Genomic DNA, 22,751 nt, shown 5'->3' with positions numbered 1-22,751 from the left:
TATGCAATGCATGGGTAAACCGCTTTAAGCCTACTTCGACGGATCCAGGAGGCTCCGTCGCAAGACCTCGGCGGCCCGCTCGAACTGGGGCTGCCAGAGGATCTCCGGGGTGCCGAGAGCCAGGCAATCGCGAAGCTTTTCCAGGGTGTTCCGCGCCATATGCGGGCACTTGTTGCAGGCGCAGGTGACGCCGGGCACCGGGTGATAGCGATGGCGGGGGACCTTGGCCTCCAACTGCCAGAGCATGTTGGCCTCGGTGGCGACCAGGAAGTCGGTCGGCGCTTCGTAACCGGCGACGTACTTGATCATCGCCTCGGTCCCCCCCACGAACTCGCTCTGCTCGCGAATGTTCGTCGGGCATTCCGGATGCGCGACCGTCAACGACTCCGGCATCCGCCGCTTCAAGCGGAGCAGGTCCCCGACGCTGAAGACTTCATGAACCATGCACGAGCCGTCCCAGAGGATCATCGGCCGGCCGGTCACTTCGATCAGATACTGGCCCAGGTGGCGGTCGGGCACGAAGAGGATCTCGACGTCCTCGGGAACCCGGCGGATGATCTCCTCCGCGTTCCCCGACGTGACGACCCAGTCGGAAAGCGCCTTCACCGCGGCCGTGCTGTTGATGTACGTGACCGTCTGGAACCGGCGGCCCTCGGCACGGAGCTGAATCTGCCGACGCTCCAGCGCCGGCGCAGGGCAACTGTCGGACAGGCTACAGCCGGCGCCCATGTCGGGCAGGAGCACGCGTTTCTCGGGGTTGAGCATCTTGGCCGTCTCGGCCATGAAATGGACCCCGCAGAAGACGATCGTCCGGTTCTTGATCTTGGTCGCTTCCCGGGCCAGCTTGAGGCTATCCCCCGTGATGTCGGCCAACTCCTGGATCTCGCCGTCCTGGTAGTAGTGCGCGAGAATCGCAGCGTCCTCGCGAACCTTGAGTGCTTCAATCTCGTCGTAAATATCGACGGCAGTGGTGGTTGGCATCGTGCGGAATCCTTGTTTTTTATGTGGCGCAGGAGTAACCCACTCGGGCGTCAAACCGACGTCCCTTTGATGTCCTTCGTCGCCCCGCATCCTATTGTTCAAGAAAAAGCCGTGCAGACAAGAGGAGCTCCTCGCCCCGAGCAAGGAGAGGTACGAGTCCCGCGGGCAAAGGGATCGCCCCCAGGCTTGGGAATTCAGACGGTCTGAACCTTGGGGTACGCTCTGACGTATTAGGGGAAAGTCCTGCGAGTCGGCTCGCGGAACAGGGTGACGAGCCGGTAACGGCTTGAGACCGGCCAAAAGGGATGCTTGAATAAAGCATGTATCGGAATCGAGAACGAGCCAGGCTCTTTCTCACCATAAGACCGATCGCCGAGCGAATACCCCTGCGAAGTGAACGGAATGGCTTCACTGGCCGCCGATTCGAGGAAAGGAGGACGTGATGCGGACCGAACGATTGATCCCGAAAACCGCCTGGTTCTTCTCCCTCTTGCTGGGACAGGCGTCGGTGCTTTTGGGCCTGATGGTGGCGCTGGGATGGGCGTTTGCCTTTGCCCTCCTCATCCCGCAGCATGGCGCGGGGTGGGTGGCCGGGACTCGTGCCTCGCTGCCGTTCGAGCCGCCGCTCATCGGCCTGGCGCTCGGCGGACTCGGCCTGCTGCTCGCCCCATGTGGTCATCAGCCCGTCGCCCGGTACTCGGTGGCCGGCCTGATTCTCAACACCGTGCCACTGGTGCTGGCGTTGATCCTCCTCCTGATTCGCTAGGTGCGCTCCGCGTCCCTTCCATCTCAGCCGCACAAATCGTTCCGGCCGGCCCCCAAGGGACCGGCCGGCTCCATTTCGCGAGCATTGTTTTTCCAGGATCGGCTCGAGCCCTCAGATCCGATCGATCCTGGAACCACGGGCGACCCGCCCGCTCTTGAATCCATGGGAACCGAGTGGAATTGTCACTTCGCCGCCCGCATTTGAATGGCCTTGAGGATCTGCTCCTTCACCGCTTCGAGGTTAAAGCTCGCGCCCTTCTGCATCGGCGGAAACTCCACGAACGTCTCGCCGACCTTCGCGACCGCCTGCTGCACGAAGGTGAAACGCCAGAATTCATGGATGTAGAAGTTATAGAAGTTCAACGACCCGGACAGACCGGTGCGCTCGAACGGATCGAGGCGGAGATTGACCAGGACCGGCCAGTCGGGCTTAACCGTGCCGCCAAGCCAACCGTTGGGCTGGTCGATGAACCGGTACTTGTAGTCGTCAATTCGGACCGCGCCGAGCGTTCCCTCGGCGAAGTACAAGACCTCGTGTCGCTTTGACGGCCCATTGCCCGTGATCAGGTCGGACTGGTCATAGCCATCAAGGTGGACCTTGTAGTTGATACCACCGAGCGACTTGCCTTGCTTGAGCTCGTCGACGACCGCGGGATTGCCGGCCGCCCCCACGAGCGTCGGGAACCAGTCGAGCCCCGACATGAGCTGGTTCTCGACCTTCCCGGCCGGCACCTTGCCCGGCCATCGCAAGATGCAAGGCACGCGCATGCCGCCTTCGAGCACCGTGCCCTTGCCCCCCGCGAACGGCGTCTGGCCACCGTCCGGCCAGGTGAAATTCTCCGCGCCATTGTCGGTGGTGAAGACCAGTATCGTGTCCTCCGCAACGTTCAAGTCATCCAGCTTCTTCATCACCGAGCCGACGATGTCGTCAAGCTGGGCCATGCCGGCCTCGTAGGTGTACCAGCCATTCTCCGGCGTCTGCAGCTTGGCATACTTGTCAGCGAGGTGGGTGATGACGTGCATCCGGGTCGGGTTCAGCCAGACGAAGAACGGCTTGTCGTCGTTCTTGGCCTTGTCGATGAACTTGAACGTATGGCCGAGGATCTCGTCGTCCACCGTCTTCATGCGGTCGGGGTAGAGTGTGCCGGCATCCTCGATCTTTTGCTTGCCGACCTTACCCCAGCGCGGCTGCTCGGTCGGATCATCTTGCTCGGTCGCCCAACTGTGGATCACGTTCCGGGGGCCGACCTTGGCCTTCAGCTCAGGCGGGTAGGAGTGGAAGGCCGGGTCTTCCATTGCGTCGAGGTGGTAGAGGTAGCCGAAAAACTCGTCGAACCCGTGGACCGTGGGGAGATACTCATTGAGATCACCCAGGTGGTTCTTGCCGAACTGCCCGGTGGCATACCCCATCGACTTGAGGGCCGTCGCGATGGTCGGTGCCGTCGCGGGCATCCCGACCTTGGCACCGGCCTGGCCCACGGTGGTGAGTCCGGTGCGGATCGGCAACTGGCCGGTGATGAAGTTCGCCCGGCCCGCCGTGCAACTCGGCTCAGCGTAATAGTCGGTGAAGAGCTTGCCCTGGGCGGCCATCTTGTCGAGGTTCGGCGTCTTGCCGGCCATCATCCCCCGGTGGTAGGCGCCAATGTTGAACCAGCCGACGTCGTCACCCATGATGAAGACGATGTTCGGCTTCTTCCCGGCCAGAGTCGCTGCGGCCTTGGCTGTGGTCGCCTCCACACCGGCCTGCGCGAACAAAACGCTCCTGGCGACTCCCTCTGAACAGCAGGAGGTCTTGGCGACGCCCTGGTCGGTCACGCGGGCCGTGGCCACGCCGGCCCGCGACAAGGGAGCAACGTCATAAGTCGCGGCGATGAACCCGAGCATCGCGCCCAGCCCCACGCACGCCAGCGATTGAATTGACCCGATCTTCATGGCCGGGATGCCCCCACGTTGGTGTCATACCGCACGGGAATAGCCGTTCGCACGCAATGACTTCCACGCGAGCCAACTCACGTCTCATGATTCAATCAAGTGAGAAATCAGGCTCGCTTTCGCACACGTGTTACCGCATCTTGGCACCGTCCAACGAATCGAGTCGATCCGAAGTAGGTCGACCGAAATCATTGGACTCGGACATCGTGGTTCTCGGGCCCACCCGCGGGATCAGGATCCGGCCGGGCGGTCCGGTCCCTGAGTTCAAAGTATCGCCGGCTCGCTTCGAGGCCGTCGATCAAGTGCGGGAGGGCGCCGAGGATACTGAAAAAGCCGATGATGATCAGGCCATGACCGACCCGAAGCTGCTTGTGCTTGACGTCTTCAGAGAAGGTTCTCGAGGCTTCGGACAGACCGATCAGGAAAAGCGCGATTCCCTTCACCAAATTGGTGAAGGGATTTTCGACGAAACGAGTGATCGCGCGCGAGAGTCGGTTATGGTGCTTGTTCATTTCCGTCTACGTTAAACAAATCGACGCGATTCTGAAATCCGTCCGTTCCTCGAGACCGAGAATCAGCGGGTGAAGTTCAGCCCCGGGTCCGTCGGCGGTGCGCCGGCGAGGCGGAAGTTGAACTGATCGGCGTTCTGCCAGGTCACGTTGCCGACCAGAGAGCCGCTCTGTCCGCCTTGGTCGACGAAGGTCAGGACACCGTCGGCGAAGGTCGACGCGCCCGCGATCGTCGTCGGCGGCTTTCCTTGGCCGGTCGCGGCCCAGGTAAAGCGACCGTCGTCCTGGATCGTCAGGGCGATGTTGGCGTCTTTGGCCGGAGTGGCCGCCCACTTCCCGGGCAACTTCCCATCGACGGCCGGCGCGCCGGCTGGGGCCGACCCGGCGGAGGCGGGCGGAGCGTCTCCGGAAGGCTGGAACCGGGCGACCAGTTGCGCCGAGAGCGTGTCATCCGGCTGGAGCTTCACGACCTGCTTGAGCTGGTCGACCGCGTTTTCATCGTGCCCTTCGGAAAGGTACTGGTAGGCCAGCACGAAGCGGGCCTGGGCCGACTTGGGGTTGGCGGCAATGTACGTTTCCAGGTTGCGGAGCTGTCCGGTGTAGGTCGCGACGTCGGGATACATCCCGCTCAAGGTGGTCCAGTCCCAACCGGGGCCGACCGAGAGCACCGCATAGAGCGGCGCCGCGGCCTGCTCGTACTTACCTTGCGCAAAGAGTACCAGGGCGAGGAACTCATGCAAGGTCGTGTCGTTGGGCATCTGCGTCAGCGCCTGCTGGTCGAGTTGCAGGGCATTGGCGTAGTCGCCCGCCTTGAACGCCTCACGGGCCTGGTCGAACGCCGAGGTCGCCTGGTCGGCAACGGCCGGCTCGGGCGAAGCGGCGGTCGTACTGATCGGCTGGGAGTAATCGGCGGCGGGCGCTGCGGCCTGCTGGGGCGCGTTGCCAGGCTGCTGCGACCCACCCCCCATTCCGGAGGCGTAGGGATTATTGTAGCCCGAATACCCGTAAGCATAGATCGGCGAACCAGCGCCCCAGGCCCCGACCCCGGTCGTGGCGCCCAGGCCATAGCCCGCCGCACCCCAGGCCGCAGAGTTATTGCCATTCCAGTAACCGTTGACCACGCCGGGATGATACCCGTCGTACTGGTTGCGATTGGCATAACCCGCACCCGCGGCGGCAGCCCCCGCATTGGACAGGCCCTGGTTGCGATTCGCGTAGCCCGCGCCGGCGGCGGCAGCACCCGCGTTGCTCGGTCCCTGGTTACGATTCGCGTAGCCCGCGCCGGCGGCGGCGGCACCCGCGTTGCTCGGTCCCTGGTTGCGATTCGCATAGCCAGCCCCAGCGGCGGCAGCACCCGCGTTGCTCGGTCCCTGGTTACGATTCGCGTAGCCCGCGCCGGCGGCGGCGGCACCCGCGTTGCTCGGTCCCTGGTTGCGATTCGCATAGCCAGCCCCAGCGGCGGCAGCACCCGCGTTGCTCGGTCCCTGGTTACGATTCGCGTAGCCCGCGCCGGCGGCGGCGGCACCCGCGTTGCTCGGACCCTGGTTGCGATTCGCATAGCCCGCACCGGCGGCGGCAGTCCCCGCGTTGCTCGGACCCTGGTTACGGTTGGCGTAGCCGGCGGCGGCGCCCGCGTTGCTCGGCCCCTGGTTGCGGTTGGCATAGCCGGCGGCGGCACCCGCGTTGGACGGCCCCTGGTTGCGATTGGCGGCGGCCGCGGGATTGCCGGATTGGGAGCGTGTGCCGGATCCGGGCTGGTTGCCTCGACCCGAGTCGCCTGAGCCTCGGGACTGATTCATCGGCTGGCGAGACTGGCTGAATGAAGGCGTTCCCCCCATCGCACCGCCCCGGCTCCCACCGCCGTTGCCGCCTCGGTTCTCACCGCCTCCGCCACCACCGAAGCCGCCACCGCCACCTCGGCCGCCGCCACGGCCAGCAAGGACGTCGGACGGGCTAGCGAGTAACGCCAGAGAAATGCCGAGAGCCAGTTTCCAAAGGGTGCGCGTCATGGAGCGAATCCTGTAAGTATAGAAAGGAGGATGGATGGCGCAAAACGGGTTCCAGGACGCTTACTTGCCGGCTTCGGGCGGCTTCCGCACCAGTGTGAACTCGTCAACCCCTGGCGTCGCGACGCCACCGAGGGTCCGGTCGACCGACTGCCAGCTCGCCCGGTCCTTGCCCAATCGCTTCAAAATATTCGTGACCGAGGCATGGCGGCCGTCCTGGCGAACGCCCTCGGCCTTGATCACCCACTCGTCACCGTTGCGGGTCCAGTAGCCCTCGCCAAAGCCCCCTCGGTGTCGAAGATCCAGGTTTTGAACTGGCTCCTCACCGGATCCCAGCCAATCCGTTGCGACCCGCTCAGGACCGGCTGGCCGTGAGTTTTCATGGTGAATTCGCGGAGCAAAAAGTTGCCGTTGTCCGCCCACTTGCAGGTGGTATGCACGACCGCGTCCTGGCTCTCGTTGATCCAGTCTCCGACCAGCCATTCCAGTTCTTTCAGGCGTTCGTGAGGAGTCAACTGGTGCGTCACCTCGTCGCGAACGGCCGACTGGAGCCATTGGCCGTCGCGTTTGACATAGACGACGGTGAATCGGGTCACCTCGGGCACTCCGCCGGCCCCGGCCGGCGTGATCGTCGTTTGGCCCTCCTCGAGCGCGGTGTCGGGGCCGAGGAAGCGCAACGCGTCCACCTGGATCGCGATGGTGCTGCCGGGACTCTCGACAAACGAGGCGGCAAGCTGGTCGCGAACGGCGGCGCGGCCCTCGGTCCGCGTCCCCTGCTCGTCGACAACCAGGGCGTCCTCCGCGTAGGTTGCGGCGGCCGCGGCGGCGTCGCCCGCGTTGAAGGCTTTCGTGAAGGACACGACCAGCCCGGCGATGGCCTTGGCGTCATCAGCCCGACTTGATGCCCGGGCGGCCACCTTCTCTGACTTCACGGCGTCCTGCGCTCCGGAACCGAGGCAAACCCCAAACACCACCACGCCGAACCAAAGGGGGACCGATCTCATTGCCTGTCACTCCTCAGCAATTCCCGAGGCGTACGCCTCGCCATCCTCATCGAATGAACACAAATGACTTCCGCAAAAGATCGGGGCAGGGGATCGCGGTCATCCCGATCGTGATTGCGCGATCCCCCGGAGCGCTTCATGAAACGGAAACGGAACGACCGCGGTTCCCACTTATCGGGACGGTCCCGGCGCGGGGGGCGTGGGCACGACCCCGGTGTGCGGGCTCGGCTGAGGCTTGAAGTGGCTATAATCCATCCCGGAAAAGAACGACGTCGCATGCTTCGGATCCGGCAACGGCGCCTGGGTCGTCAGCGGGTTCGGACCCTGTCCCTGCGCCTGGTCGCGAAGCTGCACGAGCATCGGGTAGATCTGGTCGTAGGCCGCTTCCTGCACCGGGGACTTCGCCACGCCAAAGCGGAGGTTGAAGCTCTGCATGAACGTGATCAGGTGCCCCATGGTCGTCGTCGGATACTGGTTGAGCCCTTTGAGGAACTGCTCCACCTGGGGCTGCTCGAGCATCTTGGACAGGCCGTAGAGGGCCTTCAGGTAGTTATCGGCCTCGTCCCGCTGGCGCGTCCCCGTCTGAAACGTGCTGTCGGCCTTGTCCTTCAAGACCTTGACCGCCTCACGGAAGCTCCGGAGCGTCTCGTCCGAGACCTGGTTCGAGCTCTCGGCCTCCTTCTTCCCCTTCGCGACGAGGGTCCGAATCGCCTGACGGTCGGCTTCGAAGGCCGGGTTCGTGGCGAGGACGTCGGGGACACCCCGAGCGCTGATGTCCTCGAGACTGATCAGGATCATCTGGGCGGCGAACTCGAAGTTGATGTTCTTGACCAGCTTGCTGTCGATCGGCTGCGCCGACTTCTGGACGAACTGGGTGTACACCTTGGGGTTGGCCAACTCGGTGAGGACGACGTTCAAGGCGTCACCGGTGTGGACGTCGTGGGGGTCGGGGTTGTCATGGAGCCGCTTGAACGTCGCGTCGGCCGACTCATTGACGTTCTGCTGCTGCTTCTGGCGCCGGGCCAGATTGGTCGCGGCATTTTGCTTGTTGACCGCGTACATGTAGTTATTCCATTGCATCGCCGTGTTCGCGTTGATCGAACGGGCCTGCGCGGTCTGCACGTTGTACGCGCCGGCCCCGGCGGCGTAATTTCCCATGCCGCTGGCGATGCTCCCCTGTACGGTCGACCCACCACCGCCCCAGCCTCCCCACCCGCCATACCCGGCCGGGTAGCGATATTGCGCGTGGGCCGATTGCCCGGTGACGGAGAGCACGACCACGAGAACCGACCCAATCCCGAAGAAACGAAGCATCGAAAAAGCTCCTCAGACACAGGTGAATGGCTGCCGTTCAACGAGGGACGAAACCGTTGAAACGGCCATCGCGCGAAATGATTGAGGTGGAGCGTCTTGAGCGGAGACCATGTGGGCCAGTGTCGGCGATACAGGGCGATGGTGTTCGTCGCGATCCCACAGAACCATGGGTCCGGCTCCCTGGGGACCACCGCTCTCATTGATCGATCGGTGGATCATCCGCGTGATTTCGTTCATCGCCGTGCGTCACCAAACTGGATTCCGGATCGATCGCGATCAACTACGATCGTGGCCGCCTCATCAGCATAGCTCACACAATTCAACGATGCTAAAAGCGATTTTCGATCGGGCGAATTCGTAGCCGAGCGTGCTTGGGTGGCGGGTGTCCGAACTCAGACCCCAGTCTTCTGACGCGTTCTCCAGAGTCCGAATCGGGCCCCAGCCACCCAGGCGTGGCAAACCAAGGGTAAACCGCACTCATTCGTAAGTCAATCAAGCGAATCTGAATCCCTAAATTTCCAAATAACACATGCAACATATTTATCGAACACAATAAACCTACGACGGTTTATGTTCGGGGGGGGGGATCACGGGCCGAGCGAACTGGGTGGCGGAAGTCCGGACTCGGCGACCCCCGGTCTTTGAGCTCTTGTCCTGGGTCCAGCCATCCAGACGTGGGCGAGTTCGAGGATGCATCGCCGCAAATCCCGGCCGCGGAACGCGGCCCTCACCCCGAGGTCGGCCCGCCCGGTCGCAAGTTGCCGATAGCCTCCGGGGAAACTCCCCGGTAGTCTGATCGTTTCTTGAGTGGCAAAGCCCCGAGTTCGGACTGTTCCTCGCCCGGTCGGGTCGCCGTGCGCCAGCGTTTGGGTGGTCACCATCGATTCGAAGAGGTCGAGCATGGGTTTCTCAACGGCTTGCAGACGTTTCAGGTTTCCCCTGGCGTTCGGAATGGTGGGTCTGCTGGCGGCCTCGTCGCTGGCCCGGGATGCCAGGACGGCGGAAGTCGTTCCGGTCGATCTGCGCGATTATCGCCCGGAATGCGGCGTGGCGATCACCACGGACGAGCAAGCCAAGACCGGTCAGCTCAAAGTCGAGTGGCCCTTGGCGACGGGGGAGACGGGACAACTCCTCATCGACACGCGCCCCGGCAAACCCCTCCTGGCCAGCATGGGCATCGTCATCGGCGACGAGAACGCGGCTCTGGCAACGCTGCTGAAAGACGTTGATCCCGTCACGTTCGTGACCGTCGGCTCGCGGAAATCGCCTCCGGACCGGCCCCCTGGGATGAGCGTTTTCAACGTCTTCTTCGACAATCCGGCCAAGCGTCCGTGTCAGTCGTATCGAGCCCAGCTTGATCTCAAGCAAATCCGCGTGGTCAGTCAGGGCCAACGCGCAACGGTGATCCTCAATGACGTGACCGCCGGACCGTTCACGGGCGCCCTGCACGTGACCGTGTACCGGGGAAGCCGGCTCATCAACGTCGAAACCGTCCTGAGCACGAAGGAAGAAGATCGCGCCTATCTCTACGACGCAGGACTGGCCTCCGAGGAACCCAGTTGGTCACGGTTTGCCTGGATCGATACCGAAGGGAAACTCACCCATCACGATCTTGACAAACAAGCAAACGATCAGCCGGCGGCGGTCCGCCACCGGGCGATCATTGCCGAGTCCGACCGCGGGTCGGTGGCCTGTTTTCCGCCGCCGCACCGGTTTTTCACGCCTCGCGACTTCACCGACAACCTGCAAAACGTCTGGCGGGGCCGCAACCATCGCGGGCTCGACGAGCGGCTTGGATTTGGGATTCGCCAGGCCGAAACCGGGGGCGGGAACTATGTGCCTTGGTTCAATGCGCCTCCGGGCACCGCGCAACACATGGGCGTCTTCTACTTGCTGAGCCCGAAGAACGCGGAGGAGGCGCTGCGGGAGACGCTCCGTTACACCCACGGCGATCGCTTCCCGGAGATCCCCGGGCACACCACGTTCACCAGCCACTATCATATGGCGATCACGATGGCCGCGATGAAGGAAGCGGCCCAAGGGGGACCGAGGACGATCCCTGACTTTGTGGGGATGTTCAAAGCCATGAATGTCCAGCTCGTCCACCTGGCCGAGTTCCATGGCGATGGGCACCAAAAAGACCCTGGTCCGCTCCGCCTTCCCGAGCTCGACGCGATGTTCGCCGAATGCCGGCGGCTATCCGACCCCGAGCTCTTGATCATGCCCGGCGAGGAGGTCGACACCTTCCTGGGGATCTCGGGACCGGGACAACACTCCGGGCACTGGATGTCCTTCTTTCCGAAGCCGGTCTACTGGACGATGAAACGAGCGCCCGGCGAGCCGTTCGCCGAGGAAGACCCACTGCGAGGGACGGTCTACCGGGTCGGCAGCCGTGAAGACATGGCGCGACTCCTGGAACGCGAGCACGGCCTGGTCTGGACCGCACATCCGCGAATCAAGGCGTCGAACTGGGCGCCGGACGCGTTTCGGAACGAGGATTACTTTCGGGCCGACACCTGGCTGGGGGGGGCCTGGAAGGCGATGCCGGCCGACCTCTCGAACCCGCGACTGGGCCAGCGCTCGCTCGACCTGCTCGACGATATGGCCAACTGGGGGCCGAAGAAACAGGTGATCGGCGAGGTCGACGTCTTCAAACTCGACCACACGCACGAGCTCTATGGCCACATGAACATCAACTATCTTCGCCTCGATCGCATTCCCCGCTTCGAGGAGGGGTGGCAGCCCGTGCTCGACGCGATTCGAGGCGGCCGGTTCTTCGTGACCACCGGCGAGGTGCTCCTGCTCGACTTCAAGGTCGGCGGCAAGGCCAGCGGCGAGACCCTGGACTTGAAACCAAGTTCCACGCCCGAGACCCGCGTCACCCTGGAATGGACGTTTCCGCTCGCGTTCGCCGAGCTGGTCTCGGGCGACGGAACCAAGGTCGTGCGCCAGCGGATCGACCTGACCGACACCGAGCCGTTCGGCCACCGCACCCTGACTCTCGAGCCCGAGCTCGCGGGCCGCACCTGGATCCGGGTCGAAGCCTGGGACGTCGCCGGCAACGGCACCTTCTCATCCCCGGTTTGGCTCAAAAAAATCAAGCCATAAGTCGAGGTTTTGTCGCCTAGCTTCTATCGTTGCACTTTTGTTAGACAATCGTGCGTTTTTCGTATAGGATCTGGGGTGAGTGAGAACGAGAGACAGAACAACGAGTCGCTCGTGGGTCGAGGACATGCCGTTGCGTACGCTCGCCTTTTTCATCGGGATGTCATTGGTCATAGCTTCGGTCGGACCGCGTGAGGTGTACGCGGGGGACGCGGAACCCACTGAGTTGACGTTGCTGTCCAGCGTCACGGCCCTGAAGGGGCCGGGCGCCCGCCAGCAGCTCCTGGCGATCGGCAAGGTGGAGGGTCGGCAAGTCGATTTGACCCGCCGGGTCAAATGGCAAGCCGAGACCCCGGACGTGGTGGCAGTCAGCCCCGAGGGCGTCGCCCGCGCCAAGGGGGACGGCGAAGCGCGGATCTCCGCGACATCGGGCGGACGCACGGCCCACCTGACGCTTCAAGTTTCCGGGACGAGCGAACCTTACCGACCCACCTTCGAACGCGACGTGATGCCCGTGCTCAGCCGGGCAGGATGCAACGCGGGAGCCTGCCACGGCAAGGCCCGGGGCCAGAACGGCTTCCAGCTCTCGATCCTCGCGTTCGATGCCGACTCGGACTTCGCCTCGATCGCGCTTGAAGCGCGAGGCCGCCGCGTCTTCCCGGCGGCACCGACGCAAAGCTTGCTCCTCTTGAAAGGCTCAGCGCAGCTTGCTCACGGGGGAGGCCGCCGGCTCGATCCGGACAGCGAGGCGATGGCGACCGTTCTTCGTTGGATCGAGCTCGGAATGCCGCGGACACCGCGCGAGGCGCCTCGGCTCGAGCGGATCAGCGTCGTGCCGTCCGATCGCCTGATGACTCCGGGCTCCGACCAGCAACTCGTCGTGACGGCGCATTTTTCCGACGGCTCGGCTCAGGACGTCACGCATCTCTCCGCCTACCAGTCGAACGAGAGTGGGATCGTCGAAGTCGCGGCCGACGGCCAGCTCAAAGCGGGGCCGATCCCGGGCGAGGCGGCGATCACCGCGCGGTTCCGCGACAAGTTCGCCACCAGCGAAGTCACGATCCCGTTGCCGGGCGAAGTGTCGAGCAGCCTCTACGCCGTCCTGCCTCGTACCAACTTCATCGACGAACACGTCTGGACCAAGCTCAAGCGGCTGGGAATCCTGCCGTCGGAACCGGCCGGCGACGCCACTTACCTGCGCCGGGTCTCGCTCGACATCATCGGGCGGCAACCCTCGCCCGACGAAGTCCGTGCCTTCCTCGCCGACCCGTCGCCCGAGAAGCGGCCGATGCTCGTCGACCGGCTGCTCAATCGCCCCGAGTATGCCGATGTCTGGGCCAATAAATGGCTCGACCTGCTCCGACCCAACCCCTACCGGGTCGGGATCAAGGCGGTCTTCAACCTCGACGCCTGGGTGCGCGACGCCTTCCGCAAGAACATGCCGTACGACCAGTTCGTCCGCGAGATCGTGACCGCGCAAGGAAGCACCTTCCACAACGGTGCGGCCACCATCTTCCGCGATCGGCGCGATCCCGACGAGATCGCGCCGATGATGAGCCAGCTCTTCCTCGGGATCCGCCTCGACTGCGCCAAGTGCCACCACCACCCGTTCGAGGCCTGGGGCCAGGAAGATTTTTACGGATTCGCCGCCTACTTCGCGCGGATCGGCCGTAAAGGGGTCGGGCTCTCGCCGCCGATCTCCGGGAGCGAAGAAATCATGTTCACAGCCAAGGGGGGGACGGTCAAGCACCCCTTGAGCGGTGAGGTCTTGCCCCCCAAGCCGCTGTTCGGCAAGGCGCGGGACGCTAACGACCCCGACTCGGATCCGCGTGAAGCGCTCGCCGAATGGATGACGAGCCCCGAGAATCCGTATCTCGCCGAGGTGATCGTCAACCGGGTCTGGGCCGACCTGATGGGTCGTGGGATCGTGGAGCCGGTCGATGACCTTCGCGCGACGAACCCCGCGAGCAACCCCCCGTTGCTGAAGGCCCTGGCCGAGGATTTCCGCCAGCACCGCTACGACCTGAAACACTTGATCCGGACGATCGTGAGCTCGACCGTCTACGGGCTCAGCTCCGAGCCGAACGAACGCAACAGCGCCGACACGCGGAACTATTCCCGGCACTACCGCCAGCGGTTACGGGCCGAGGTCATGCTCGACACGATCGCCGACATCACCCAGGTTGCGAACTCGTTCCAGGCGGTGCCGGCGAATTCAAGGGCCGTGGCGATCTGGACCCACCGCACACCCTCGCTCTTTCTCGACACGTTCGGGCGGCCCGACCCGAACCAGGATCCCCCTTGCGAGCGGACCCCCGACACGTCCGTCACCCAGGCCCTGCACCTGATGAACTCACCGGACCTGCATCGCAAGATCACGAGCGACGAGGGACGTGCCGCCAAGCTGGCGGCGACCGGCAAGAGCCCCGCCGAGATCGTCGAAGAACTGTATCTGCTGGTCTACAATCGACTCCCGACCGAAGAAGAGAAAGCGATCGGCCAAGAACTCTTTTCCCAGGAGAAGGTCAAGCCCCGGCAGGCGGCTGAGGACTTGCTCTGGGCCTTGATTAATTCGGCCGAGTTCGTCTTCAAGGACTGACGACGTTCCCGCCCTGTTCCGTCTCGTCCAGTCCTGTCGGACCGTCCACGACGCCACCCTAATTCATCGAGGTCCCGATGAGCGTTTATACGAATTGCGAGAGCGCCACGCGGCGAGACTGCCTCCGTCTCGGCCTGGGCGCTCTGATCGGCGGCGGCCTGGTCGACGCATTGCGGCTCAAGGGCCAGGCTGCGCTCCAAGAGCAGGGGCAGGGGAAGCCGTCGGCATCCGCCACAAGCTGCATCTTGATCTGGATGGATGGCGGGCCGAGCCACTACGAGACGTTCGACCCCAAGCCGGGGGCTCCGGCCGAGATCCGCGGCGATTACGACGCGATCGAGACCGCGATTCCCGGGTTCCGATTCTCGAAGAACGTCCCCAAGCTCGCGGCGATCGCCGACAAGCTGTCGATCGTCCGGTCGATCCGCCACGAACAAGGGAACCACGGGGCCGGCAATCACTACATGATGACGGGTGCGCCGCCGCGGATTCCGGTCGGCTGCGGTGCGTTCGTCAGCTTCCACCCGAGCCTGGGGTCGGTCACCGCTTACGAACGCGGTGTTTCCGGGGGTCTGCCCCCTTACTTCTCGATGCCGAGCATGTCACGCTCGGGCGGGCCGAACTTCCTCGGCGCGAAGTACGCTCCGTTCGTGATGTCGGACAACCCGAACTCGTCCGACTTCCGGGTTCGCGACGTCGCCCTGCCGCGCAGCCTGGAAGACGCGCGATTCACCGCGCGTCGCGACCTGCGGAGCCGGGTCGATCGCCTCCGCCGGATCAGCGACAAGGCGGCCGGGGATCCGGCCAATTCGCTCGATGAGTATTACGAGCAGGGCTACAACATCATCTCGTCGCGCGAAGCGCAAACGGCGTTCGACATCGGCAGTGAGCCGGCGCGGGTCCGTGACGCGTATGGCCGGAACGCGTTCGGTCAGCGCGCGCTTTTGGCGCGGCGGCTGGTCGAGGCGGGGGTCCCGTTCATCACGCTCAACGAAGGGGGCTGGGATCACCACACGGGGATCTTCAAGTCGCTCGACCAGAAGCTCCCCCCCTTCGAGGCCACGATCGCGGCCCTGATCGAAGACCTCGACGCCCGCGGCCTGCTCGATACCACCCTCGTGGTGGCGCTCGGCGAGTTCGGCCGTACGCCCAAAATCAACAAGGACGGGGGCCGCGACCACTGGTCCAACGCCATGTCGGTCCTCTTCGCCGGCTGCGGCACACCCCGCGGGCAAGTCATCGGCGCCACCGACTCCAAGGGCTACACGGCCGTCGAGCGGATCCTCTCCCCGGAGAACTTCGCCTCAACCGTCTATCTGAAGCTCGGGATCAACCCGGACAAGATGTACTACACCCCGCAAGGTCGCCCGTCCCACCTTGTCAGCAACGCCACGCCTATCACCGAACTGATGGGTTGATTCAGGTCTTCAAGGCGAGCGGGGAGTTGATCGCTCCCCGTCTTTCCCTGCCGATTTGAAGCGATGATGGCCCACCCGAATCCCTCACATCCCATTGACTTGACAATTGACGCATGATGACCACCCGCCCCATCGTTGCCAGCCTCATCGCCCTGCTCGCAACGGCCTCCGCCGCGAAGGCAAAACCGCCGACTCTCGACCGGCTCTTTCCCCCCGGAGCCCAGCGCGGCCAGACCGTGGCCGTGAAGGCGACTGGCTCGTTCGATCACTGGCCGGTTCACGTTTGGTCCGATGGTCCCGCGATTGAGGTCAAGGCCGAGAAAGAGAAGGGACAACTCTCGATCATCGTCGCGTCCGACGCCAAACCAGGGGTCCACTGGATCCGCCTGAGCGACGAGGAAGGAGCGACTTCGCTCCGACCGTTCCTCGTCGGTGTCCTTCCGGAGCTGGTCGAGAGCGAGTCGAAGGATCAGCCCAACATCGCGCTCGATCATTCTCGGGTCACGATCAATGGACGCCTCGGCAAATCCAATGACGTCGATGAGTTCTCGGTCCCCATGAAAAAGGGGCAGCTCCTCGTCGCCGCGGTGGACGCCAACCGCCTGCTCGGCTCGCCGATGGACGCGGTCCTCCAAGTCGCCTCAACCGACGGGTTCGTGCTGGCCCAGAACGATGACGACCGCGGATTCGACCCCCGCCTCACCTTCGAGGTGCCCGCCGACGGAACCTATCTGGTCCGCATCTTCGCCTTTCCGGCAACCCCGGATAGCACGATCGGGTTCGCGGGGGGAGATGCCTACATCTACCGGCTCACCCTGACGACCGGAGGCTTCCTCGACCACGGCTACCCGTTGGCCGTCGCCCGCTCCGATCCGGGACAGGTTGAAGCCCACGGCTGGAACGTCCCGGAAACCGCCAAACGCCTTGCGGTCGTCGCCGACGGGAACCACGAGACCGCCTCGCTCATCCACCCCGATTTTGCCAATACCGTCGACATCCGCCTCGTCGCTCATGCCGCGCTGATCGAACAAGAGCCGAGCGATCGGGACCACCCCCAAGCGATCCCTGTTCCCAGCACCGTCAGCGGACGGATCGCCCCCGCACGCGATCAGGATGTTTTCACATTCCCTGCCAAGAAAGGGCAGACCCTGAGCCTCCTCGTCGAGTCGGAGAGCCTGGGAGCCCCGCTCGACCCGGTCCTCCGGGTGACCGACGCCGCAGGGAAAACCCTCAATGACGTCGACGACAGCGGCAAGGAACACGACGTTCAACTCGCGTTCACTCCTCCGGCGGATGGCGATTATCAGCTCTCGATTCGGGACCTGCACGGGCATGGGGGGGAACGGTTCGTCTATCGGCTGACCATCGCCGCCCCGGACCCCGACTACACGTTGACGCTCAAGGCCGATCGGCTCACCCTGACCCCGGATAAGGCCGGAACGCTCGAGGTCGCCATCGAGCGCAAAAACGGTTTTAAGAGCCCCATTGAAGTCCGCTTCGACGGTCTCCCCGAGGGCATGACCGCTCCCTCCGTCCGATCCGAGCCGGGCAAGGACACGGAGAAGACGGTGACCCTCTCGCTAACCGCCACGGCAATGGCCGCGGCCACCGCTCCGTCCGGTCCGTTCCGAGTCCTCGGTCGTGCGGTCGATGGCGCAATGGTCGAACGGCCTGCCCGGTTCGCGATCGAAGGACTCAGCGCAACCACCGACCAACCCTGGTTGACCGTCCTCAAGCCGGCCGCTCCCAAAGCTCCTTGATCAAAACCCAATGCAATAAACACGTCATGGCAATTTCCCTCTTGTAGGGTGGGCACGGCCCACCATCTTTCGCGATGGCCCTGGACATCGAAAAATCACAACGACCCGATCCAGGGCGAGGAAGCCGCTCGCTCTTCGTTCCCACGGTCCCCCGTGGTAATGAAGTCTGGAACGCTCTGCGTCCTCGGCTTGCGACGGCCAGAAGACGCGGAGCGTCGGGGACGGCATTCCCACGGGGGACCGTGGGAACGAGGGGGACGCCTCGCTCGATGGCGGTTCGTTGAAAAATCGTGGTGGGCCGTGCCCACCCTACGAATGCACATTGCATTACTGATAATAACGAGGTGATTTCCGTCCTGCCGGGTGGGCACGGCCATAGTTCACACGGAACAGCCAGGCCGCTCGACCCTCCTCATCGCTCGTACAACAAAGCACCAGCACGCCATTTCTTAAGCTTCCGCACGGCTAAAGCCGAGGGATTTCCGGTTAGACCGTGAAGTCCACCAGTTCTAGGGCACGCTTAGAAAGTGCCCGAGCCCTGATGTTCAGGGCGGCGTTTTTGTCCGCGTTCATGCCCATCCCGCACGACACGCAGAGAAACTTCGCTTGGCTCGTCCGGTTCTCTCGGCAGCAATGCCCGCATGCCGAACACGTCTGGGACGTGTAGCGGGCATCCACGGCTTCGATGGGCACGCCCGCAAGCGTGGCCTTGTACGTCATGAACGCGACCAGTTGGCCGAACGACCAGCCGGAGAGCCGATTGCGCGCGTCTTTGCCCCAAGCCGGGAGCCGGTCGCGGATGCCGCTGAGATCTTCAACGGCGATGCCGCGTCCGGTGCCTTTGGCAACCTCGACGATCGCTTTGCTGATGACGTGATTTTCGTGGCGATTGAACCGGGCTTCCTTGCGGGAGACCCGTTGCAACTTCTTCTTCGCCCCTTTGGTTCCCTTCTTCTGGAGGCGTTTGTGCTGGAGGTTGTGCTTGCGGCGGACCCGTTCGGCGGGCTTTCCGCAATGAGGCTTGGTCTCGGGATCGCTGTCGGTCGCCACGTTGGCAAGACCGAGGTCGACCCCGATGAAGTCGGTGACCGGGATCGGTGTGGCTTCTGGTACGTCCACGGTGACGATCAGAAACCACTTGCCGTCCTTGCGTCTGACGAGGTCGGCTTGCCCCTTGGGCATCGCCAGCCGATCCGCGCCGTAGGACCCGACGACAAACGGGACGATCACCCGGCCGTCCAGCGTCAAGAGGCTGACGCGGGCAATCCCCTTGAAACTCATCGTCCGCGGGTCGAACGGCATCGCCGCATCCTTGCGGAACGTCGGGCGAATCGTCTTGTCCCGCTTGTAGGCTTCACAAACCCGGCGAATACAGAGGCATGTGGCCTGAGCCGACAGGCTGAACTTGTCGCGAACGTCGCGGTAGGCGATCCGCTGGAGTTCGATCCGATTGGAGACTTGTTTGTCGAACGCCACGCCCGCCAGCCAGTCGCACGCCTCGTTAAATCGCTCGACGGCCGAGCGAAGTTTCGCGGCGGCATCAGCATCCGGCATGAGTTGGATCTGGGCGACAAGTTTCATGTCTGCTTTTTAGACGGTTTTAATCTAAAAGCAAGACGATCACGCGATTCCTCCCCACGACTGAAGGCGGGAGATTCCTCGCTAGATTTGTTGAAGCCGGGAATCCGGTAAGCTACTCGAGTGGCATCCGTCCCTCGATTCTTCGCCGCTCGGGCGGAGGACAAGGAGGGGGGACCCGACGAAGGGGATCCGATGGAACCGAACATGATCGGCGCTTACGGCCCGTGGGCCGCCTCAATTGTCGGCGACGCGCCCGCCAGGCTCTCGTTCCGGAAGTCGGAGTTCACGGATGTCGAGGCCTGGAGGCAGGTCGCACGCCAGCGGGTTCGCGACTGCCTGCTCGTGCCCGAGAGTGGAGGGGTGCCCAAGGCCGAGTTACAACACCAGTTCGAGTATGACGGCCTGCACATCGAACACCTGCACTGGCAGCTTCCCTACGGCCCTCCCACCGAGGCGATCTTCCTCAAGCCGAAGGGGGCCACTGAACGCTTGCCCGCGGTGCTCGCGCTCCACGACCATGGGGGGAACAAGGCGTTCGGAACGCGGAAGATCGCCCAGATCAGCGACGACCTCCACCCGGTCATGAAAAAACATCGCGACTACTACGGTGGCCTGAGCTGGGCCAACGAGCTGGCCAAGCGGGGTTACGCCGTGCTGGTTCACGACGCCTTCGCGTTCGCCAGCCGGCGAATCCGGGTCGGCGACTTGCCTCGCGTCGTCCGCCGCGACCTCAAGGAAGAGAATCCTGAATCCGAGTCGGAGATCGCAGCGTACAACAAGTTCGCCAGCGAGCATGAGTCGCTGATGGCCAAGAGCCTCTTTTGCGCGGGGACCACCTGGCCGGGCGTCTTCCTTTCCGAAGACCAGCGTGCGCTTGACTACCTCTGCTCGCGCGACGACGTCGACGCCAAACGCGTCGGCTGCGGCGGACTGTCCGGCGGCGGCCTACGCACCGTCTACCTCGCCGGCATGGACGACCGGATCGCCTGCGCCTGCTGCGTCGGGATGATGACGACCTGGCGTGACTATCTCCTCCACAAGGCGCATACGCACACCTGGATGATCTACATCCCCGGTCTGCCGCTCGACCTCGACTATTGCGAGATCCTCGGCCTGAGAGCGCCAAGGCCGACGCTGGTGTTGAACGACCTTGAAGACGACCTCTTCACCGTGCCGGAAATGAAGCGTGCCGACCAGATGCTGGGCGAGGTGTTCACCAAGGCGAACGCGGCCGATCGCTATCGATGCTCGTTCTACCCCGGGCCGCACAAGTTCGACAAGCCGATGCAGGACGAAGCGTTCGCTTGGTACGACCGCTGGCTCAAGTCGTGAGCGGCCCAATCCACCTGCCCGATCACTTTCGCTTTGCTCGGTCGCTCGGGTCCGCAATGGCCTGCCGCGATCGAGCCCAGAACCGGGCCTCGGCATCGAGTCCGTTCGACCTGGCCCACGCGGCGAGGCTGGCATAGCGCCGCGCGGGGTCGAGCCGGCACGCCAGCCAGACCTTCATCTCGTCCTCGGGGCAGAACCAGAGCGGACGTGCGTCCGCTTCCTCGCGATGGTTCGATCCATTCATCGCGCATTCAAAGGCCGCGCAATGGGTCAGACCGAACATGTGGCCAACTTCATGCACCGAGGTTTTCAAGGTCCGCTTGACGCAGAGCGTGAAATCCTCGTGCGGATCCCCCTGACGAAACAACGAGCAGACCGCCACGCGATCGCAGAGTGAGGCCTGACCGAACGCCCAGGTGCCCCCACCGGTTCGCGTGAGGTCGACCGTCGTCATCGCGAGCCTGCCGGCCGCATCGTTGGGCCAATGCGACCCCCTGAGCTCCTCAAGGACATAGGTCGAGAGGAGCCGCCGATCGCCGCGTTCCGGATGGGGGGGACAGGCCTGGTCGTCGACCGAGTCGAGACTCACCGGTTCCTCGAACTTGACTGGAACGCCGTAAAACCGACCGAGCAGCTCGGCGACTCGGTCGACGACCGCCGACTGAGTGTCGTCGAAGTCGCCCCACTTCTGGATGTAAAGCGTGGTGAGCTGAGCCGTCGGACGGCTCGGGCTCCCGGCGCGATATTCCTCGAAGGTCTGGCCGGGCTCCGGGTGCCGGTCCAGCCAATCGCCCGGGTTCGGCTTGCCCATCCGCTGGTGCAGCGGCTCGATCCGCCGTCCGGCCGACGTCAGGAGCGCGAGCCGTTCCGGTTCCTCCACGAACGGCTCGCCAAGGTCCGTCACCGGCGCTGGGAGCGACGCGAGCGAACGGTAGATCGCCGCCCGGCCTCCGAGTCCGAACACCACGGCCAGCACGGCCACGGTCGTCAGCACACCCCGCCTGGGTTTCATCGAGCGCACTCCTCGGAGCAGAACCCTGACGCGCAACCAGGGCCTCGACCTGTCGCGATTCACGAGGGTACGAGGCCCGCCCGAACCTGGGTGGGCCTCGACCCCAAGCACCCGCCTTCAGACCACGTCCAGCGGCTCATACAGCTCCGGCGTGCGGCTCTCGATAATCGGGAAGAGGCCGCCGGTCCCGTACCGGGCGAAATGCTCCGAGGCCCGATGGGCGTCGAGCGCGGCCTGATCGTCATATTGCTCGTAGAGGAAGAACTTCCTCGGGTCGGTCGTGGAGCGATGCGCCAGGTACATCCGACAACCGGCCTCGGCTCGCGTCGGTCCCGTCAGCTTGCCGAACAGCTCGACCGCCTCACGCTCATGGCCGGGCTTGATCACATAAGTCACAGCAACGCAAACCATCGATGAGGCTCCCTCGAGAAAATCACGACACCCAGCAAGAACGCCGCATTGCGGCGCCCGCCACCATCTTACATCAGTAAAAGCCAAGCCGATAGAGCCAAGCGATGGCGCGGATGACGGCACGAAACGTCCGTCGGTCCCCGACCTGGCGGTGGTCGTCGCGCCCTGGTTCGACGCTGCGCTGACGACCAACGACGGGGCTCGGACCATGCCTCCGAACGGATGGGAGGGCACGTTCCAGACGCTAAAACAGAGGTGAGAAACGAGCACGTCTCGACACGCTCAGAATACCCTTAAATTTGCGGGGTTTTCGAAGCGTGGCGGGCAAAACGGCCAAAAACCGGTAATTCGGCGTCTCAGCGCCCGAAAAACCGGACTTTTTCGCTGAAAATGACGAGAAATGACGACAATTGGGGCTGCACGCCTCTAATTTTTCCTGTAATTATCCGATCAGTCTATCGATCGAAGCGAAAAAAGCCTCGTTGATCACCTTCGATGAGGTCGAGGCTCGGACGGTTCGCTCGGACACTTCCAAGAACCAGGAGATCGTAACGACCATGGCCAAGAAAACCGCTCCCAAGGCCAAAGCCCCGGCCCCTGCCCCCGCCCCCAAGGCCGCCCCGGCCAGCGCGGTTAAGGCGCGTGCGGCCACCAAGGGGGAGATCTACGGGACCATCTCCGAGAAGACGGGGTTGGGCAAGAAGGACGTCTCCAAGGTCTTCGACGCGCTGAGCGAGTTGATCGCCAAGGAGCTCGGCAAGAAGGGCCCCGGCCAGTTCGTCGTGCCCGGCCTGCTCAAGCTGAAGGTCAGCCGCAAGGAAGCCACCAAGGCGAAGCCGGGAATCAACCCGTTCACCAAAGAGCCGATCACGATCAAGGCCAAGCCCGCCCGCAACGTCGTCAAGGTCGTCCCGATGAAGGCTCTCAAAGAGATGGTCTGAGCCGCCGAACAGCCGAGTCGCCCCCGGATCCTTCCGGGGGTCGTCCGACCTTCGCCTCGCGTTCTCGGTCGGATTGATCCC

General features: G+C 63.9%; 17 protein-coding genes. 7 read left to right on the top strand and 10 right to left on the bottom strand.

Annotated elements, in window-relative coordinates; all coding sequences use genetic code 11:
- Positions 1–30 precede the first annotated feature (30 nt).
- Positions 31–981: a quinolinate synthase NadA gene (nadA, locus tag BUS42_RS31035; protein ID WP_074313553.1), complete on the bottom strand. Its 951-nt coding sequence runs from the start codon at positions 979–981 to the stop codon at positions 31–33.
- A 442-nt stretch (positions 982–1,423) separates the two neighbouring features.
- On the opposite strand from nadA, the gene BUS42_RS31030 reads away from it, so the two are divergent.
- Positions 1,424–1,747 carry a hypothetical protein gene (locus BUS42_RS31030; protein ID WP_074313551.1) on the top strand — a complete coding sequence of 108 codons (324 nt, stop codon included), beginning with the start codon at positions 1,424–1,426 and terminating at the stop codon, positions 1,745–1,747.
- A 182-nt stretch (positions 1,748–1,929) separates the two neighbouring features.
- Here BUS42_RS31030 and BUS42_RS31025 read toward each other — a convergent pair whose 3' ends face one another.
- The 6 genes from BUS42_RS31025 to BUS42_RS31005 all read right to left on the bottom strand — a co-directional run bounded on the left by BUS42_RS31025 (position 1,930) and on the right by BUS42_RS31005 (position 8,511).
- On the bottom strand, positions 1,930–3,678 hold the full coding sequence (locus tag BUS42_RS31025) for an arylsulfatase (protein WP_216821099.1): 1,749 nt from the start codon (positions 3,676–3,678) through the stop codon (positions 1,930–1,932).
- A gap of 188 nt (positions 3,679–3,866) precedes the next feature.
- Complete coding sequence (locus tag BUS42_RS31020) at positions 3,867–4,190, bottom strand: hypothetical protein (RefSeq protein WP_074313549.1); 324 nt, start codon at positions 4,188–4,190, stop codon at positions 3,867–3,869.
- Between the two features lie 62 nt (positions 4,191–4,252).
- Positions 4,253–6,196, bottom strand: a complete 1,944-nt coding sequence (locus BUS42_RS31015; protein ID WP_074313547.1) for a tetratricopeptide repeat protein — start codon at positions 6,194–6,196, stop codon at positions 4,253–4,255.
- 60 nt (positions 6,197–6,256) lie between these two features.
- Positions 6,257–6,436 carry a hypothetical protein gene (locus BUS42_RS45580; protein WP_254053903.1) on the bottom strand — a complete coding sequence of 60 codons (180 nt, stop codon included), beginning with the start codon at positions 6,434–6,436 and terminating at the stop codon, positions 6,257–6,259.
- Positions 6,433–7,197, bottom strand: a complete 765-nt coding sequence (locus BUS42_RS31010) for an SgcJ/EcaC family oxidoreductase (protein WP_254053902.1) — start codon at positions 7,195–7,197, stop codon at positions 6,433–6,435. The genes BUS42_RS45580 and BUS42_RS31010 overlap by 4 nt, the downstream gene beginning before the upstream one ends.
- Positions 7,198–7,368: 171 nt before the next feature.
- Positions 7,369–8,511 carry a hypothetical protein gene (locus tag BUS42_RS31005; protein ID WP_074313545.1) on the bottom strand — a complete coding sequence of 381 codons (1,143 nt, stop codon included), beginning with the start codon at positions 8,509–8,511 and terminating at the stop codon, positions 7,369–7,371.
- 900 nt (positions 8,512–9,411) lie between these two features.
- Between BUS42_RS31005 and BUS42_RS30990 the strand changes: the two genes are divergently transcribed.
- The 4 genes from BUS42_RS30990 (at position 9,412) to BUS42_RS30975 (ending at position 17,393) form a co-directional block, all read left to right on the top strand.
- The gene (locus tag BUS42_RS30990; RefSeq protein WP_074313539.1) at positions 9,412–11,619 is read left to right on the top strand and encodes a CehA/McbA family metallohydrolase domain-containing protein; all 2,208 of its coding nucleotides are present in this window, start codon (positions 9,412–9,414) and stop codon (positions 11,617–11,619) included.
- Between the two features lie 124 nt (positions 11,620–11,743).
- Entirely contained in the window at positions 11,744–14,215 is a 2,472-nt protein-coding gene (locus BUS42_RS30985) for a DUF1549 and DUF1553 domain-containing protein (protein ID WP_074313537.1), read from the top strand.
- A gap of 77 nt (positions 14,216–14,292) precedes the next feature.
- The gene (locus BUS42_RS30980; protein WP_074313536.1) at positions 14,293–15,633 is read left to right on the top strand and encodes a DUF1501 domain-containing protein; all 1,341 of its coding nucleotides are present in this window, start codon (positions 14,293–14,295) and stop codon (positions 15,631–15,633) included.
- Between the two features lie 113 nt (positions 15,634–15,746).
- Complete coding sequence (locus tag BUS42_RS30975) at positions 15,747–17,393, top strand: PPC domain-containing protein (RefSeq protein ID WP_074313534.1); 1,647 nt, start codon at positions 15,747–15,749, stop codon at positions 17,391–17,393.
- Positions 17,394–17,879: 486 nt separating this feature from the next.
- Here BUS42_RS30975 and BUS42_RS30970 read toward each other — a convergent pair whose 3' ends face one another.
- On the bottom strand, positions 17,880–18,974 hold the full coding sequence (locus BUS42_RS30970; RefSeq protein WP_074313533.1) for an RNA-guided endonuclease InsQ/TnpB family protein: 1,095 nt from the start codon (positions 18,972–18,974) through the stop codon (positions 17,880–17,882).
- Positions 18,975–19,166: 192 nt separating this feature from the next.
- On the opposite strand from BUS42_RS30970, the gene BUS42_RS30965 reads away from it, so the two are divergent.
- Complete coding sequence (locus BUS42_RS30965) at positions 19,167–20,306, top strand: alpha/beta hydrolase family protein (RefSeq protein ID WP_074315515.1); 1,140 nt, start codon at positions 19,167–19,169, stop codon at positions 20,304–20,306.
- 22 nt (positions 20,307–20,328) lie between these two features.
- Here BUS42_RS30965 and BUS42_RS30960 read toward each other — a convergent pair whose 3' ends face one another.
- Both BUS42_RS30960 and BUS42_RS30955 read right to left on the bottom strand, forming a co-directional pair.
- Positions 20,329–21,318: an archaemetzincin gene (locus tag BUS42_RS30960; RefSeq protein ID WP_074313531.1), complete on the bottom strand. Its 990-nt coding sequence runs from the start codon at positions 21,316–21,318 to the stop codon at positions 20,329–20,331.
- A gap of 117 nt (positions 21,319–21,435) precedes the next feature.
- Entirely contained in the window at positions 21,436–21,729 is a 294-nt protein-coding gene (locus BUS42_RS30955; RefSeq protein WP_074313529.1) for a putative quinol monooxygenase, read from the bottom strand.
- A gap of 557 nt (positions 21,730–22,286) precedes the next feature.
- On the opposite strand from BUS42_RS30955, the gene BUS42_RS45575 reads away from it, so the two are divergent.
- The gene (locus BUS42_RS45575; protein WP_074313527.1) at positions 22,287–22,670 is read left to right on the top strand and encodes an HU family DNA-binding protein; all 384 of its coding nucleotides are present in this window, start codon (positions 22,287–22,289) and stop codon (positions 22,668–22,670) included.
- Positions 22,671–22,751: the final 81 nt, after the last annotated feature.

The sequence above is a fragment of the Singulisphaera sp. GP187 genome (genome assembly GCF_900129635.1).
Taxonomy (GTDB): domain Bacteria; phylum Planctomycetota; class Planctomycetia; order Isosphaerales; family Isosphaeraceae; genus Singulisphaera.
The sequence above is the reverse complement of the archived record's forward strand: the minus strand, read 5'-3'. Positions and strand labels throughout refer to the sequence as shown.

What these genes read in the sequence shown, in the direction of transcription:
- BUS42_RS31015 (WP_074313547.1), bottom strand. Translation starts at nt 6,196, where the DNA reads ATGACGCGCACCCTTTGGAAACTGGCTCTCGGCATTTCTCTGGCGTTA.
- BUS42_RS31020 (WP_074313549.1), bottom strand. Translation starts at nt 4,190, where the DNA reads ATGAACAAGCACCATAACCGACTCTCGCGCGCGATCACTCGTTTCGTC.
- BUS42_RS31005 (WP_074313545.1), bottom strand. Translation starts at nt 8,511, where the DNA reads ATGCTTCGTTTCTTCGGGATTGGGTCGGTTCTCGTGGTCGTGCTCTCC.
- BUS42_RS30975 (WP_074313534.1), top strand. Translation starts at nt 15,747, where the DNA reads ATGATGACCACCCGCCCCATCGTTGCCAGCCTCATCGCCCTGCTCGCA.
- BUS42_RS30980 (WP_074313536.1), top strand. Translation starts at nt 14,293, where the DNA reads ATGAGCGTTTATACGAATTGCGAGAGCGCCACGCGGCGAGACTGCCTC.
- BUS42_RS31030 (WP_074313551.1), top strand. Translation starts at nt 1,424, where the DNA reads ATGCGGACCGAACGATTGATCCCGAAAACCGCCTGGTTCTTCTCCCTC.
- BUS42_RS45575 (WP_074313527.1), top strand. Translation starts at nt 22,287, where the DNA reads ATGGCCAAGAAAACCGCTCCCAAGGCCAAAGCCCCGGCCCCTGCCCCC.
- BUS42_RS30970 (WP_074313533.1), bottom strand. Translation starts at nt 18,974, where the DNA reads ATGAAACTTGTCGCCCAGATCCAACTCATGCCGGATGCTGATGCCGCC.
- BUS42_RS30960 (WP_074313531.1), bottom strand. Translation starts at nt 21,318, where the DNA reads ATGAAACCCAGGCGGGGTGTGCTGACGACCGTGGCCGTGCTGGCCGTG.
- BUS42_RS31025 (WP_216821099.1), bottom strand. Translation starts at nt 3,678, where the DNA reads ATGAAGATCGGGTCAATTCAATCGCTGGCGTGCGTGGGGCTGGGCGCG.
- nadA (WP_074313553.1), bottom strand. Translation starts at nt 981, where the DNA reads ATGCCAACCACCACTGCCGTCGATATTTACGACGAGATTGAAGCACTC.
- BUS42_RS30965 (WP_074315515.1), top strand. Translation starts at nt 19,167, where the DNA reads ATGGAACCGAACATGATCGGCGCTTACGGCCCGTGGGCCGCCTCAATT.
- BUS42_RS31010 (WP_254053902.1), bottom strand. Translation starts at nt 7,197, where the DNA reads ATGAGATCGGTCCCCCTTTGGTTCGGCGTGGTGGTGTTTGGGGTTTGC.
- BUS42_RS30955 (WP_074313529.1), bottom strand. Translation starts at nt 21,729, where the DNA reads ATGGTTTGCGTTGCTGTGACTTATGTGATCAAGCCCGGCCATGAGCGT.
- BUS42_RS30985 (WP_074313537.1), top strand. Translation starts at nt 11,744, where the DNA reads ATGCCGTTGCGTACGCTCGCCTTTTTCATCGGGATGTCATTGGTCATA.
- BUS42_RS30990 (WP_074313539.1), top strand. Translation starts at nt 9,412, where the DNA reads ATGGGTTTCTCAACGGCTTGCAGACGTTTCAGGTTTCCCCTGGCGTTC.